General features: G+C 66.6%; 13 protein-coding genes. 4 read left to right on the top strand and 9 right to left on the bottom strand.

Annotation, left to right across the window (positions count from 1 at the left end):
• Nucleotides 1-112: 112 nt before the first annotated feature.
• The 3 genes from LGY53_RS04515 to LGY53_RS04505 all read left to right on the top strand — a co-directional run bounded on the left by LGY53_RS04515 (nt 113) and on the right by LGY53_RS04505 (nt 2,776).
• On the top strand, nt 113-592 hold the full coding sequence (locus LGY53_RS04515) for a hypothetical protein (RefSeq protein ID WP_225725338.1): 480 nt from the start codon (nt 113-115) through the stop codon (nt 590-592).
• A gap of 271 nt (nt 593-863) precedes the next feature.
• Entirely contained in the window at nt 864-1,622 is a 759-nt protein-coding gene (locus tag LGY53_RS04510; RefSeq protein WP_225725337.1) for an SDR family oxidoreductase, read from the top strand.
• Between the two features lie 116 nt (nt 1,623-1,738).
• Nucleotides 1,739-2,776: an alpha/beta hydrolase family protein gene (locus LGY53_RS04505; protein ID WP_225725688.1), complete on the top strand. Its 1,038-nt coding sequence runs from the start codon at nt 1,739-1,741 to the stop codon at nt 2,774-2,776.
• A gap of 12 nt (nt 2,777-2,788) precedes the next feature.
• Here the strand turns inward: LGY53_RS04505 and LGY53_RS04500 are convergent, their stop codons facing one another.
• From LGY53_RS04500 to LGY53_RS04490, 3 genes are all read right to left on the bottom strand, one after another.
• Entirely contained in the window at nt 2,789-3,472 is a 684-nt protein-coding gene (locus tag LGY53_RS04500; protein ID WP_225725336.1) for a hypothetical protein, read from the bottom strand.
• A gap of 104 nt (nt 3,473-3,576) precedes the next feature.
• Nucleotides 3,577-4,152, bottom strand: coding sequence for a TerD family protein (locus tag LGY53_RS04495; protein ID WP_167477898.1), 576 nt, complete (start codon nt 4,150-4,152; stop codon nt 3,577-3,579).
• Between the two features lie 83 nt (nt 4,153-4,235).
• Entirely contained in the window at nt 4,236-4,718 is a 483-nt protein-coding gene (locus LGY53_RS04490; RefSeq protein ID WP_225725335.1) for a hypothetical protein, read from the bottom strand.
• A gap of 654 nt (nt 4,719-5,372) precedes the next feature.
• Between LGY53_RS04490 and LGY53_RS04485 the strand changes: the two genes are divergently transcribed.
• Nucleotides 5,373-6,827 (top strand): stealth family protein, encoded by a 1,455-nt coding sequence (locus LGY53_RS04485; protein WP_374111129.1) that lies wholly within the window; start codon nt 5,373-5,375, stop codon nt 6,825-6,827.
• Here LGY53_RS04485 and LGY53_RS04480 read toward each other — a convergent pair.
• From LGY53_RS04480 to LGY53_RS04455, 6 genes are all read right to left on the bottom strand, one after another.
• Nucleotides 6,775-7,728, bottom strand: a complete 954-nt coding sequence (locus LGY53_RS04480; protein WP_225725333.1) for a phosphodiesterase — start codon at nt 7,726-7,728, stop codon at nt 6,775-6,777. The genes LGY53_RS04485 and LGY53_RS04480 overlap by 53 nt on opposite strands.
• A 144-nt stretch (nt 7,729-7,872) precedes the next feature.
• The gene (locus tag LGY53_RS04475) at nt 7,873-9,276 is read right to left on the bottom strand and encodes an MATE family efflux transporter (protein ID WP_225725332.1); all 1,404 of its coding nucleotides are present in this window, start codon (nt 9,274-9,276) and stop codon (nt 7,873-7,875) included.
• Between the two features lie 79 nt (nt 9,277-9,355).
• Nucleotides 9,356-10,387: a PLP-dependent cysteine synthase family protein gene (locus LGY53_RS04470; RefSeq protein WP_225725331.1), complete on the bottom strand. Its 1,032-nt coding sequence runs from the start codon at nt 10,385-10,387 to the stop codon at nt 9,356-9,358.
• Between the two features lie 47 nt (nt 10,388-10,434).
• Entirely contained in the window at nt 10,435-11,727 is a 1,293-nt protein-coding gene (locus tag LGY53_RS04465) for an alanine racemase (protein WP_225725687.1), read from the bottom strand.
• 68 nt (nt 11,728-11,795) lie between these two features.
• Entirely contained in the window at nt 11,796-12,806 is a 1,011-nt protein-coding gene (locus LGY53_RS04460; protein WP_225725330.1) for an ornithine cyclodeaminase family protein, read from the bottom strand.
• Nucleotides 12,778-13,926 carry a TauD/TfdA family dioxygenase gene (locus LGY53_RS04455; protein ID WP_225725329.1) on the bottom strand — a complete coding sequence of 383 codons (1,149 nt, stop codon included), beginning with the start codon at nt 13,924-13,926 and terminating at the stop codon, nt 12,778-12,780. Before LGY53_RS04455 ends, LGY53_RS04460 begins: the two co-directional genes overlap by 29 nt.
• Between the last annotated feature and the right edge of the window lie 40 nt (nt 13,927-13,966).

The raw sequence follows: 13,966 nt of genomic DNA, 5'->3' as shown, positions 1-13,966 counted from the left end.
GACGCCGGTGTTTTATCCGGATGCGGTTACGTTTGATGAGAAGGTTTGTGGGGCAGAGGTTTTGGGGCGGATCGAGCGGGGTTCGGGGGCTTCGGTGAAGGATAGTTTTGCTGTGTTGGATCTTTCGGGGGATGGGTTTCGGGTTCTGTTCGAGGCGGAATGGGTTCATCGGGCGGTGGGGGAGCGGGTGCCGGCGGCGACCGAGCAGGTGTGGGGGCCGGTTCGTGGGGCGAGTGAGTTGGCGGAATGGGCGGCGGCCTGGGATCCGGTGCACGCGAGCGTTTTTCGTGCCGAATTACTCGACGACGATGCGGTGACGGTGCTCGGTGGGCGAGTCGGGAACGAACTGGTTTGCGGTGCGGTGGTGCATTGCGACGCGGATGTGGTGGGGATTTCCAATGTGTTCGGTCTCGGCGTACCCGCTGATGAGCTGTGGGCCGGAAGTCTGCGGGCGGTCGCGCGGAGGTGGCCGAACCACGCGATCGTCGGATACGAGCAGGGGGATGATCTCGCGGCGGCCATTCAGAACGGTTGTGCCCCAATCGGTCCGTTGCGGGTATGGGGTGCCGTCGAACCGGAACGGGGCGAGTAACCCCGAATCGGGGGACGGTGGCAAGATTTGTTACTACGCTGCGTAGGTATGGATTTCATGTGGGTGATTCCGATTCTCGGGGTGGTCAGTGCGGTGTTGATCGCCTTCGGATTCGTGGTGGGTTTTCCGAAGGACTAGCGTCGCGCAGCGATCCCATGGGGGGCCTAGCTGTGGCCTGACTCACCTCATGTCACGTCCCGCCAGGGTTCCATCGTCGTATGTGTGACTCCCCGCGATTGGGGTGATAACGCTACGAGAGCGGAGTACGGCGATGACTGAGCAGATGATTCTGGTAACCGGTGGAACCGGCACGCTGGGCACCCGGGTGGTGCCGCTGCTGCGCGCGGCGGGTCGACCGGTGCGAGTGCTGAGCCGTGGCGCACGGACCGGTGACGGCATCGAATATGTGGTCGGCGACCTACAGACCGGCGCGGGTGTCGATGCCGCCGTAAAAGGCGTCGATACCATCGTGCACCTGGCGGGTGACGGCAAGACCGACGAGCAGACCACCCGCACTTTGCTGGCCGCCGCCGCGAAAGCCGGTGTGCGGCACCTGGTGTTCATCGGAGTTACCGCGGCCGAGCGCATCGACCTCGGCTACTTCAAGGCGAAACTGGGCGCGGAACGGGCGATCGAGGAATCGGGTATTCCATACACCATCCTGCGGGCGGCGCAATTCCACGATTTGGTGTTCAAAATGCTTCAGGCGCTCGCCAAGTCGCCGATCGTGCCGGATCCGCGCGCGATCCGGCTGCAGCCGGTGGAGACGGCCGAGGTGGCAACGCGCCTGGTGGAATTGGCGCTGGCCGAACCGGCGGGCCGGGTGCCCGACCTGGCCGGACCCCAGGTGCTCGAATTCGGCGCGATGGTGCGGGACTATCTGCGTGCGACGGGCAAACGCCGTCTGCTGCTGCCGATTCCGTTGCCCGGCAAGGTGGGCAGGGCGTACCGGGCCGGCGCCAATCTGACCTTCGAGACCGAGGGAAAGCGCACGTGGGCGGAGTATCTGGCCGAACATGCCGCGCGGTGAGTGAAAACTTCGGCGCCGCAAAGAATCCCGACCACCGGTGCCGGGTAGGGTCCGGGTTTCCCAAACCCGTCGCGTGCCGTTAACATTCGGCGCGACGAGAGGAGTGTGGGGTGGGCGTGCGTCGTCTGACCTTCAGGCGTTTGGTGCTGGCCGCGGTGGTGGCCGCCGTATCGGTCGGCGTCGGCGGTAATTCCGCGTCGGCGGATCCGAATCCGGTTTCCACATCGGCGAAATCGCCGGACGGCTCGTATATCGAGCGGGTCGAGGTGAAGGACGACCGCAACGTCCGCCTCTACATCCATTCCGCCGCAATGGATGCCGCGATACCCCTCGATGTGCTGCGTCCGGCCGACACCTCGGTGCCGCGGCCGACGCTGTACCTGCTCAACGGTGCGGGCGGCGGCGTCGACGACGCGTCGTGGCAGAAGAACACCGATGCGCTGTCCTTCCTGTCGGACAAGAACATCAATGTCGTGCAGGTGATCGGCGGCCAGTGGAGTTTCTATACCGACTGGCTGAAGGATGATCCGGTACTCGGTCCCAACAAGTGGAAAACCTATATCGCCGAGGAACTTCCGCCGCTGGTGAACGCGGCGCTCGGCACCAATGGCGTGAACGCCATCGCGGGACTTTCGATGTCGGGCACCTCGGTGCTGAACTTCGCGATCGCCAAGCCCGGATTGTGGCGCAGCGCGGCGGTGTACAGCGGTATCGCGCAGACCAGCGACCCGATCGGCCAGCGCATGGTGAAGGCCACCGTCGAGACCTGGGGCGGCGGTGACACCACCAATATGTGGGGCCCGACGAACAGCCCGCTGTGGGCCGCGAACGATCCCATCTTGAACGCCGAAAAGCTGCGCGGCACAAACCTGTTCGTCTCCACCGGCAGCGGCATCCCCGGTGCGTACGATGTGCCGGGCAACAAGTTCCGCATGGAGGCGCCGATCGATACGCCGAAAGTCGTTGCGCTGGGCGCGATCATCGAAATGGGCGTCAACTGGTCGACGCACAACCTGCAGAACCGGTTGAATCAGCTCGATATCCCGGCCACCTTCGTCTATCGCGACACCGGCACCCATTCCTGGGGTTACTGGCAGGACGACCTGCACACGTCGTGGCCGGTGCTCGCGCAGGGACTGTATTCCGCGCCGTAAGCGAACCGCCGCTCACTCGTCGAATTCGGGCAGCGGTTTGCGCCACGCGTCGATCCGGACACCGATCCGGGTGTCCGGATCCCCACCCCAGCTCACCCGCAATCCCTGACGGGTGAACGCGGCGACAATGCGCCGCCCGACCTCGGTATCGGTGCGCAGGCCCACCTCGTTCTCGAGTTGCCGATCGCCCGCGGCGATCCGCCGATAAACCTCGGCCGGGGTGCCGGGAAGCAGCCGGAACGCGCTGTAGCCGAATAGCAGTTCGGTATTCTCCTCGGCCAGCCGGTCACCGTCTTGCTGATGGAAGTAGACATACGCCCATTCGCGATAGCGATACCAGTCCGGCGGATTCGGGTGCGCGGTGCGCTCGAAATCTATTTCGGTTGTCGCGCACTGTTTGCAGCAGGTGAAATTCATTCGGGCCAGGATGCCCTGGCTTTCCAGATCGGCATAGGCGAGCAGTAACCGGTTGTAATCGCCGGGCTCGGTCCAGTTCCGCTGTTCGGCCAGCCGCTCCCGCCAGATACGCCGGGTGGCTGCCTCGGCCTGCGCCAAGGGAATTCGGCCGCCGTCCGCGACCCATTCGGCGACGTATTCCAGCACGCTGTCCAGCGGCAGGAAGCCGGGGATGATCAGCTGCCGCGCGAACCGCTCCAGAGCTTCGATACCGCCGTCGCCGTGCTCGAAGACCAGCATGTTTTCCGACGGTACCGGCTCGCCGGACACCGGGCCACCGGAACGCCGATCACCGCCGAGAACCACCCCGTGCCCTCGGCGGTGTGGACGTCAGGCAGCAGAGCCTAGACGTTGACGCCGTAATCCCGGGCGATACCGGCAAGTCCGGAGGCGTAACCCTGACCGATGGCGCGGAATTTCCACTCCGCCCCGTGCCGGTACAGCTCGCCGAACACCATCGCGGTTTCGGTGGACGCGTCCTCGCTGAGGTCGTAGCGGGCCAGTTCCTGGCCGGTGGTGGAATCGATGACGCGGATATACGCGTTGCGCACCTGACCGAACGACTGGCCGCGGGCGTCGGCCTCGTGAATGGAGACCGCGAAGAAGACATTGGTGATATTCGGCGGCGTCGCGCCGAGGTCGACGTTGATGGTTTCGTCGTCGCCCTCACCCTCGCCGGTGAGATTGTCACCGGTGTGTTCGATGGTGCCCTCGGGGGAGCGCAGGTTGTTGTAGAACACGAAATGGCTGTCCGACAACACTTTCAGATTCGGTCCGGTAGCCAGCGCGCTGGCATCGAGATCGTAGTCCGCGCCCGTGGTGGTGCGCACATCCCAGCCGAGTGCCACCGCGACCCGGGTGAGATTGGGCGCCTGCTTGGACAGCGATACATTTCCGCCCTTGTTCAGAGTGACGCTCACGCTGCATTTCCCCTTTCGTGCGACGCCCGTCGCGCCGCCTGTCCCACGATTATTATCCGCCGCGCCGGAATGGTTGCGCCGCTTCAGTTCTGGTCGGCGGCCCAGGAGCGTAGCGTCTTGACGCGGCCCTGTAGCGCGCGCAATTCGCTGTCGTCCAGCACATTGCGCTGGATGCCCTGTGCCACCGCGAAGGCCGACTGCCGATGGTCGTCGATCACCGCGACATCGATCCGCACCGCGGCGTATTCGGCGGCGTCCGGCATTTGCTCGACGATCACCTTCGCGGTACCTCTGGCGCACAGCGCCACATTGCCACCGCTGAGGATCAGCAGCGCCACCTCGGGGCGCGTGCGCAGCCGGGCCAGCGACCCGCGATCGTATTTGAGGCTGATCAGGATGGTCCGGTCATCGGCACGGACCGGCCAGGACACCGGGATCGCATGTGGCGCAGGGTCGGTGGTGACCAGCACGCCGATGGTGTCGAGCGGCCATTCCGGTAGTACGTCCAATTCGGGATGGTCGGTCGACTGCTCCTGATGCTGCGCGGGGGTCGCTCCGCCTGCCATCTTCGTCACCTCATGGATCGTCGCGCGCGACGGGGAGTGCCGCGCTGTTTGCAGTCTATGACGGTGCGCGCGTTGCCCGCTGGGGTGTCGGTGAGCTCAGGCGGTGCGCAGATCCGGAATCGGCAGGTCCGCGTCCCAGGTCCGAGCCATATCGGTGGCGCGGAAGACGTGAACTCCTTCGCTAGTTAGGGTATCCTAAGTACTGTGCTCGGCGCGTGTTGGCAGTGCAAGGGCATGACCGGGGCAGTGATGTCCCGATTGACGGCTGGCCACCTCCGTTGCATCATTCCTAGAGCGCCCTTCTTCGGGGCATCTCCAAATTCGCCGGCCGATGTGTGTCCGGCCCCCTGTGTGTCGCACTTCGTTGTACGTCCGGCCGACGGTCGCGCGCGTGAATTGCGCCACACCCGAAAACGACGCCACTGGCGTCCTGCCGTGAGTGAGGTGAAACGAATGGTTATCCGATCGTCTGTTATTCGGCGGATGAGTTCGTACTCGCATCGCGGCACCATCCCCCATCCCTAACTCCGACCGCGTCGGCGCGGCCCCTCGGCAATGCGAAACACGTTGCCGGGGCGTCGGATCGCTGGCGCGGTGCCCCGCGATAGATATTTCCGGCAATTCGGACAGATGGGAAGACGGGACATGGTGGATATGGGTGCGGTGGATTCGGGCATGGTGGATATGGTTTCCCGCCCGGTGGCCCGGAACCTGGCGGTTTCCGCGGCGATGATCGATGACCTCGGCTACCTGCGCGCCGAATTGGCGGCGGCCGAGGTGTCATTCCTGCTGGTGCGCGACACCGGGCATCGCCTGGTGCTGGCCGCGAACGCGGCGCAGGCGGGCATGGTGCGGCGCGTGCTGAAGTCCGCGGTCCTCGCCGGATTCAGCTGTAACGACGTGCAGCACAACGTATTCCGGCTCGGCCGCGATGCCGATCCGGCGCATCACGTCGATGTGGAACTGTGGGAGTACCACGGCGACACGGTGTCGTGCCCGCGCCCGAACGCGTTGACGCGCACCGTCTTCGACCTCGCCGATGTGGAATTCACCGAGGTGCTGCTGTTCGACCGGCGCTGGCCGACGCTGGTGGATATGTTCGCACCGCAGGCGACCGATGTCGGCTTCGATATCGATATCGTGTTCTCCTGGGTGGACGGCACCGATCCCGAATTCCGCGCGCGCCGTGCGGGAATGCTCGAAGGTGTCGTGGTCGGCGAGGGTGACGACGCCGACGCGCGGATCCGGCAGATCGACGAGTTGAAGTATGCCCTGCGCTCGGTGCACAAGAACGCGCCGTGGCTGCGGCGCATCTTCATCGCGACGGATTCGGCTGTGCCGGAATGGCTTTCGGATCATCCGCAGGTCACCGTCGTCCGTGCGATCGATCACTTCAGCGACACATCCGGGCTGCCGGTGTTCAATTCCCATGCGGTGGAATCCCAACTGCAGCATATCGATGGACTCAGCGAACATTTCCTGTACTCCAACGACGATATGTTCTTCGCCAGGCCGGTGCGTCCGTCGATGTTCTTCACCCCCGGCGGGGTGAGCCGCTTCATCGAGGCGGGCACCCGGATCGGGCCGGGCCGTAACAACGAGCGGCGCAGCGGATTCGAGAATGCCGCGCGGGTGAATCGGGAACTGCTCGCCGCGCGCTTCGGGCACGTCATCACCAGGCATCTGGAACACACGCCAGCTCCGTTGCGGCGCAGCGTATTACTGGAGATGGAGGAGGAGTTCGCCGCCGATTTCGCCCGGACCCGGGCGAGCCGGTTCCGCGCCGCGACGGATATCTCCGTCACCAACTCGCTGTACCACTATTACGCGCTGCTCACCGGCCGCGCGGTACCACAGGAGTCGGCGCGTGTGCGGTACGTGGACACCACCAGCCGCAGTGGGCTCGCGCTGCTGCCCGGATTGGCCAAGCGCCGCGACGTCGACTTCTTTTGCCTCAACGACGGGAGCTTCCCCGAGGTGTCGGAAGCCGAACGGACGCAGGAGGTTTCGGAGTTCCTGCGCCGCTACTTCCCGGATCCGGCGCCGTGGGAGCGGATCAGCGCATCGCCTCGTCACCCGATTCCGGAGTCGGCTCCCGGTGCCGCATGACATGTGGGATGCGGCTCGCGGGCGGGATGACGATGCCCTCCTCGGCCAATTTGCGGGCCGCTTCCTCCGGAGTTGCCGGCGTGCCGACCGTGCGGCCCTGATCGATCGGGACAACGGAGTGCACCACGGTATCCGGGTAGATGTGCACGTAGTTGAAGGCCTGGGCGGCGTCGCGGCCGCGCAGGCCGCCCCGCGCCACCGCGAGATCCTGGCTGTAGCAGGTGGCGGAGGCGACCGAGACCGGAACGCCCGCGAAGCTGGCGAAGGTGGAGAAGTGCAGATGCCCGGCCAGGATGGCGCGCACATCGCTGCCGTCGAGCACGTCGGCGAGGCGGCGCTGGTCGCGTAGCTCGACGGTAACCGCGAGGTCGATCACGCAGGGGACGGGCGGGTGGTGCATGGCGAGGATGGTCCCGAACGGGGCCGGTTCGGCCAGCACCTCGCCCAGCCAGGCGAGTTGGGCGTCGGTGATTTCGCCGTAGTGGTGGCCGGGCACCGTGGTGTCCAGCGCGATGATGCGCAGCCCGTCGACCAGGTGCACCCGGTCGAACGGTGCGGTGGACGATCGCTCGCCGAGTAGTCGGTCGCGCAGCGTCGCGCGGTCGTCGTGGTTGCCCATGACCCACACGATCGGCGCGCCCAGCTCCCGCGCGACCGGCTCGACCAGCGCACGAAGTTTGTCGTACGCATCGGGCTCACCCCGGTCGGTGAGATCGCCGGTGATCACGATCGCGGTCGGGCTGATCCGGCTGGACCGGGCCTGCGCGAGCAGCTGGCGCAGCCGCCGGTCGGCGTCGACCGCGTCGTACAGCTCACCGTCACCGGCTATCAGATGGGTGTCGCTGAAGTGGAAAAGAACATGATCCGGCCGCGGATGCTCCGCGACTCTGGAGATGTGCACCGGACCCGAACGTCCCTCCCGGCGGTTTGCCCGCCATTGGCTTCGATTCCAACGCCAGAATAGCGAAGGGCTACCGACGGGATTCCCGACGCACGGTGACGACATGCTTTCGGGAAGGTGAGGGTTCGGTGTCAGATCTTGGTTCTAGGCCCGACTCAGCTCGCCGTCGGCGGTGACCGCGACCCGCGCCCGGTCCATCTCGCCGAGCAAGGTGAAGTACCGCCGCACCATGAGCGCCGCCGTCGCGGCCAGCCCGGCGGTGAGCCCCCACCAAACGCCCGCCGCGCCGAGCCCGGCGGGGAAGGCGAGCAGCAGGGCGACGGGCAGGCCGACGCACCAGTAGCCGATGAGCGACAGCCGGAAACCGGCGTTGGTCGCCTTCAGCCCGCGCAGCAATCCGGTGCCGATGTTCTGTGCGGCATCGAAGAATTGGAGCACGATGCCGATCAACAGCAGGGTGTGCGCGACCTGAATGGTGTCGGAGTCGGTCGAATGCAGGAACGGCAGCAGCACCCAATCGGGTGCGACGACGTAGACCACCCCGGTGAGCACCGCGACGAGCGCGGCGGCGCGCAGCGCGAGCCAGGCCAGTGCGCGCGCGTGCGCGAATTCGTCCCTGGCCACGGCATGGCTGACCAGGATCGACGCACCGTGCGACAGGCCGATCGCGACCTGGAAGACGATGTAGATGATCTGATACACCACATTGTGCGCGGCCAGCGCCGCGGGCCCGATACTGCCCATCACCAGCGCGAGCACCGAGAACATGCCCGCCTCCGAACCGTAGGTGAGCGCGATCGGCGTGCCGAGCTTCAATTCGGCGCGGATGGTGGCGGTATCCCGCGGCCACGGCCGGATCGGCAGTGTCGCACCGAGTTTCGCGTCCCGGCGGATCATGGCCAGGAATACGGCGAAGGTGATCAGGAAGACCAGTGAGGTGGCGACGCCGATTCCGGTGAGCCCGAGCGCGGGCAATCCGGCCCAGCCGCGGATGAAGGCAAGGGCCAGCAGCAGATTCAGCGCCACCGAGCCGAGCGTCACCAGCAGCAGGGCCTGCGGGCGCTGCATGCCGACGGTGTATTGGCGCAGCACCTGGAACCACAGGCAGGGCAGCAGGCCGGGGGCGAGAGCCACCATCAGCGGGCGGGCATCGGCGAGCACGCCCGCGTCCTGACCGAGCCACTGCAGCGACCAGCCGAGGCCGATAAGGATTGCGCCGCCGAGTATTCCGGCGAGCGTCGCGATGACGAAGCTGGATCGCACGATGTCCCGGATCTCCCGGTCGGCCGAAACACCGCGCTTGCCAGCGGAACTCGTCGCGCTGGCGATCTGATTGCCGGTGCCGGTGATCAATCCGACGCACATGGTGCGAATCTGGTTGAACAGCACCATCGCCAGCCCGCCCGCCGCGACCTCGCGCATGCCGAGCGTGCCCATCAGCGCGACATTGGTGGTGGACACCGCGATCTGGGCCAGCTGAGTGAGCGCGATGGGTGTGGCGAGTCCGGCCAGGCGCCGTCCGTCGCCGCGGAACGTCGAGAGGATCACCGGCCGACCTCCGCTGCCGCGGCGTCGAACTCGAAAACCGCTGTGTCGCACGGTCTCGCGGGACACCGGGGGACCGCCCTCATCGCGCGTCCACCAGTGGCCTGCGCGCCGCCGGGGCATAGCGGCCGAGCAATTCGCGCACTTCGAGTTCCGCTGCGGGATCGAGGAGTTCGCGCTCGCGCATCCAGTCGTCGTCGAAGACGGTGTCCAGGTACTTCTCGCCGCCATCACAGACGATCGTGACAATGGTCGATCCGGGCGGGAATTCGTCCAACCTGGTGAGCGCCGCGTGCACCGAACCACCCGCCGAGCCGCCGATCATCAGTCCCAGTTCGGCGGCGACCGCACGCGCGGTGGCGAAGGCCGCGATATCGGAGACCTTCACGCCCTCGTCGAGCAGCGAGTAGTCGACGGCGGTCCCGATGGTGGCGCCGGGCGGGGTGCCGGTGCCGGACTGCCAGTAGGGTCCGCCCGGCCCGCCGAAGGCGATCGAGCCGACGGGTTCGACGCCGATGACGTACGGCACGCAGCCGAGCTGGCGCAGCCGTGTCGCGGTGCCGAACAGCGAACCGCCGGTGCCCACCGCGGACAGCAGGATGTCGACCCGTTCCACATCCGCCAGCAATTCCTCGGCCACGGCGTAGTAGCCGACGGCATTCGCGTCGTTGTTGTGCTGTTCGGTGAAGTAGGCGTCGGCGCGTTCGGCGGCCATCGCCGCGGCCAGGTCCTCTCGCGCCGAGGTGGCCAGGTCCTCGTCGCCCTCCTCGGCGACGAACACCAGTTCCGCACCCATTGCTCGCATCGCGCGCAGTTTGTCCTTACATGCGTGGTGGTCTACGACGGCGGTGAAGCGATACCCGCGTTCGGCGGCTACGACCGCCAGGCCGAGTCCGGTATTCCCGGACGTGGACTCGATAATATGCCCGCCATCGCGCAGCAAACCGCGCCGCTCGGCGTCGAGCACCATCTCGCGCGCCATCCTGATCTTGGCCGCGCCGGTGGGATTGAACTGCTCGAGTTTGAGCAGCAGCCGAGTGCCGGTCGCGGTGGTCGCCAGCTCGAAGAGTGGCGTGCGGCCGATCAGGTCCGTCACACGCGTGACGAGCGGCATGGAGGATCTCCTCGTGTGATGTGTGATTTCGTTGGGCGGGGGCGGAATTATCCGGTTTCGAGCGTCCAGCGGTACCGGTCCCCGGTCGCGTGCAGCACGACCTTCGGCGGGATCGGGAGTTCGTGAAAGGCCGACTCGTTCGAATCCATTTGGTAGCCGGCCGTATTGGGATAGATGAGCAGATCGCCGATGACGGCGGCGCGGGGTAGCGGAATGCGCCGCCAGCTGAGCATATCGGAGTCGAGGCAGGTGGCCGCGCCGATGCTGGTGGGGGTCGGGGTACCGGGACGGGCGGGCCAGAGCAGCGGATCGGGCAGATACTCGCTCTCGAACCACTGCTCGGACAGGCTGAGACTGGTGCCGTCGACGGTGAGCAGATGATACGGATGTCCCTGTGCGTAGCGGGTTTTGCTGCCTTGCACCCGGAAGACGGTGCATCCGGCGTTGGCGAGCAGGGCTCGTCCCGGTTCGATGGCCAGGCGAATGGTGTTGTCCCGCAGGCGATCCGCCAAATTATCGAATTCGAGTACGGCGGTGAGCATTTCGGCGCCCGGTGCCGGGAAGTGGTAGGGGTAGTAGGAATCGAATTTCTTACCGGAGTGGAACCAGTCGCGGTCGGCGTGCTCGGTGAAATTCGCCCAGGCCTCGGCCGCGACGTAGTCGACGCCGAAGCCGCCGCCGATCGAGATCGTGGTGGCGGGCAGGCCGAGGGTCTGCGCGTGCAGGCAGCGGTCGATCAGCTCGCCCGCCGTTTCGGCGCGGGCGACGGCATCGTATCCGGACAGGTGAAAGCTGAATCCCTCCAGGCGAATTTCTCGTCGGTCGATGAGATAGTCCATGGCGCTGCCGATTTCGTCATCGGTCAGCCCGAATCGGCTCGTCGCGGCCTTCGGCAGGACACGCAACAGGATTCGCGACGAATCCTTCAGCGCGGCAAGCCGTGTCAACTCGCCGAGATCGTCGATGGCGATCAGCGCGCCGTGCCGGGCGGCCAGCCAGAGCAGATCGTCGGATTTGGCCGGGCCGGTCACCATCAGCTCCTCGCCCCGGATCCCGTTGGCCAGTGCGGCGCTCAGCTCGCCGGAGCTGGAAACGTCGACGCCCGCACCGTTTTCCGCGCACGCGCGGGTGACGCACGCGGATTTGTTCGCCTTCTTGCCGTAGTAGACGGCGCCCTCGACACCGGCCCGCTCGAAGACGCGCTGGAAATCGCGGATATTCGCGGCCACCCGCTGCGGATAGAGCAGGTGGAAAGGGCGGCCGAGCGTGAATGCGATGTCGCCCAACAGATTCGGGTCGTCGAAGACTCCGCGCTCCCACTCGTCCAGGTGCGCGGGCATCGGCGCCGCACAGATCGGAGACGTGCCGCCGGGCTCTTTCGTGCCATTGCGCCCGACGGCGCCGGTCTCTAATCCCACAGGGGTACCTCCACGCCGCGTCCCTCGGCGATGGCCCGCTCGGCGAGCGCGTGCGCGACGGCGATATCGGTGAGCACCAATCCGCTGTTGTAGACGAAGATTTTCTGCTCGTCGGATTCGCGGCCGATGGCGCGCCTGCTCAGGATCTGCGGGAGTTCGGCGTCCACCGCGCGCAGCTTGCCATCGGGGCCGGCCATATCGGTGCCGGTGAGCGTCATCTGCTCGGCGCTGGTCGCGATGACCCGATCGGCGTCGGTGAGCGTCGACGGCGCCAGCCCGTAGCCGACCAGCACGGCGACCGAACCCGGTGCGAGATGGCTGGATTCGAGCGCGACCTCGGTGCCGGGGCCCGCCGTCGCGAGCACGACGTCGGCGGTCGCGGCCGCCGCGTACGGATCCTCGACCATCTCCAGCAGCGCGTGCGGATGGTATTCGGCGAGCTGTTCACGCACCGCGGCCAGCCCCTCCGGATGCGTGCCGTACATCATCAGCTTGTGCAGCTGTGGATTGGCGGCGAGCAAGTGCGGCAACGCATTTCGGCCCTGCGTCCCGGTGCCGATGAGCAGTACGCTCTCCGCGCCGCGGCGCGCGGTCTCGCGCACCAGCAGCGCCGAAACCGCCGGGGTGCGCAGCGCGCCGACGCGGGCGCAGTCCATCATCGCGATCGGTGCACCGGTGGTGTCGTCGTAGAGGGTGATGGTGGTGTAGTAGCGCTTGGTCGCGCGGTCGTGGCCGGGATCGAATTTGTACGAGGTCTTCATCGCGACCACCCGGCGGCGACCGTCCCGGCCGAGCATGGCGTAGGCGACCGACCAGCCCTCCGGATGGGCGACGCTGAGCTTGCGTGGGTTATCCGAATCCCCTGCCGCCAGCGCGAGATACGCGCCCTCGACCGCATGCACCACATCGGCGGGTGTAATGGGCACGGCGGCCAGGTCGCTGCGGCTCAGCACCCGCAATGGGGTGCTGCGGTCACGGGTGTTCAACGGGTCCTCGATCATGAGCTGCAACTCGTTCTGTAGAACTCCGTCCGGCGGGTAGCCCTCCCCGGAACGGTGAAACGATCGTTTGTCCATATCCATTTTCGTCGGCTTCTTCACTTCGCCGCCGCCGTTGCGGCAGGCGGATATTCACTCGTTTGAGCCACCGGTCGGTGCCGTCGTAGCGCGCGGTGAACGGGACCCGCCCGTGCACGGCCACGTCGTTGTCCACCAGCAGCAATTCACCCGGCGCCAGCGCGGCGGTGACGCAGACGCGCTCCAATTCCGCGGTCAGGCGCGCGTAAGCGGCCCGGAATTCCGGATCGGCCTCGTCCAGGGGGGTATACGCGGGATCGTAGCGCAGCGTCTCGGCGTCGTCGGGGTTGTGCCACAGCGTGGGCAGCGGTGTGGGCGAATAGTTTTCGTGTCCGGTGCCGTAGGAGACGTCGGGCAGGATGGGCAGGGTCGGCTCGCGCAGCAGCGCGCGCTCGGCGGCCGAGAGTTCGACGCGGCGCACCGAGGACACCGTGGTGCCGACCAGTTCCGGATTGCGCAGGCAGGCGAGCATCAGCAGATGCGCCCGCGCCGGGTGGAACGCATCCTCGGTATGCGGGCTGAGCAGGGTTTTGCTGCTCGCACCGGACTGCTCGTTCTCGTGGCCCGCGGCGGGCACGATGTTGTTGACCAAACGTCCGCCCTGCTGGCCGTGCCAGCCGAACGGCTCACCCGCCGACCGGGCGAGCAGCAGCATCACCACATCGAATTCGAATGAGCTCGCGCGTCGCGCCGGATCGCCGCTCCAACTCGCGGCCTCGCGCCAGCTCGGCGGGGTGGGGCCGAATTCGGCGTCGGTGAGCGGCAATCGGCCGACAATGGCGGCGCCCGCACTGGTGGCGGGCGGGCGCAGCGTCGCACGGATTTCCGCCGGAAGTTCACCGACGCGCGCATCGATCTGTTCGAGCAGCGCCGGATCGGTCAGCGTTCGGGCGGTGTCGGGCATGGTGACCTGGGCGCGAGCGTCGAGTGTGGTACATATCTCCCGCGCGAGCTCGCGCACCGCGGCGCCGGCGGCCGCGGAGAGCTCGCGACGTTCGACGGTATCTGGGTGAAGCGTCTTGTGTTCGGAGAGAACGCTTTTCACCGAAAAGTCCCTTCTTCGCAGCGGGGGTGGAGAAGTGGGG

Origin of the sequence: Nocardia sp. JCM 34519.1 (genome assembly GCF_020361265.1) — a bacterium.
Lineage (GTDB): Bacteria > Actinomycetota > Actinomycetes > Mycobacteriales > Mycobacteriaceae > Nocardia > Nocardia arthritidis_A.
The sequence above is the reverse complement of the archived record's forward strand: the minus strand, read 5'-3'. Positions and strand labels throughout refer to the sequence as shown.

Coding starts and splice junctions, on each gene's coding strand:
- LGY53_RS04510 (WP_225725337.1), top strand. CDS start 864: ATGACTGAGCAGATGATTCTGGTAACCGGTGGAACCGGCACGCTGGGC.
- LGY53_RS04500 (WP_225725336.1), bottom strand. CDS start 3,472: ATGCTGGTCTTCGAGCACGGCGACGGCGGTATCGAAGCTCTGGAGCGG.
- LGY53_RS04490 (WP_225725335.1), bottom strand. CDS start 4,718: ATGGCAGGCGGAGCGACCCCCGCGCAGCATCAGGAGCAGTCGACCGAC.
- LGY53_RS04485 (WP_374111129.1), top strand. CDS start 5,373: ATGGGTGCGGTGGATTCGGGCATGGTGGATATGGTTTCCCGCCCGGTG.
- LGY53_RS04470 (WP_225725331.1), bottom strand. CDS start 10,387: ATGCCGCTCGTCACGCGTGTGACGGACCTGATCGGCCGCACGCCACTC.
- LGY53_RS04465 (WP_225725687.1), bottom strand. CDS start 11,727: ATGCCCGCGCACCTGGACGAGTGGGAGCGCGGAGTCTTCGACGACCCG.
- LGY53_RS04460 (WP_225725330.1), bottom strand. CDS start 12,806: ATGATCGAGGACCCGTTGAACACCCGTGACCGCAGCACCCCATTGCGG.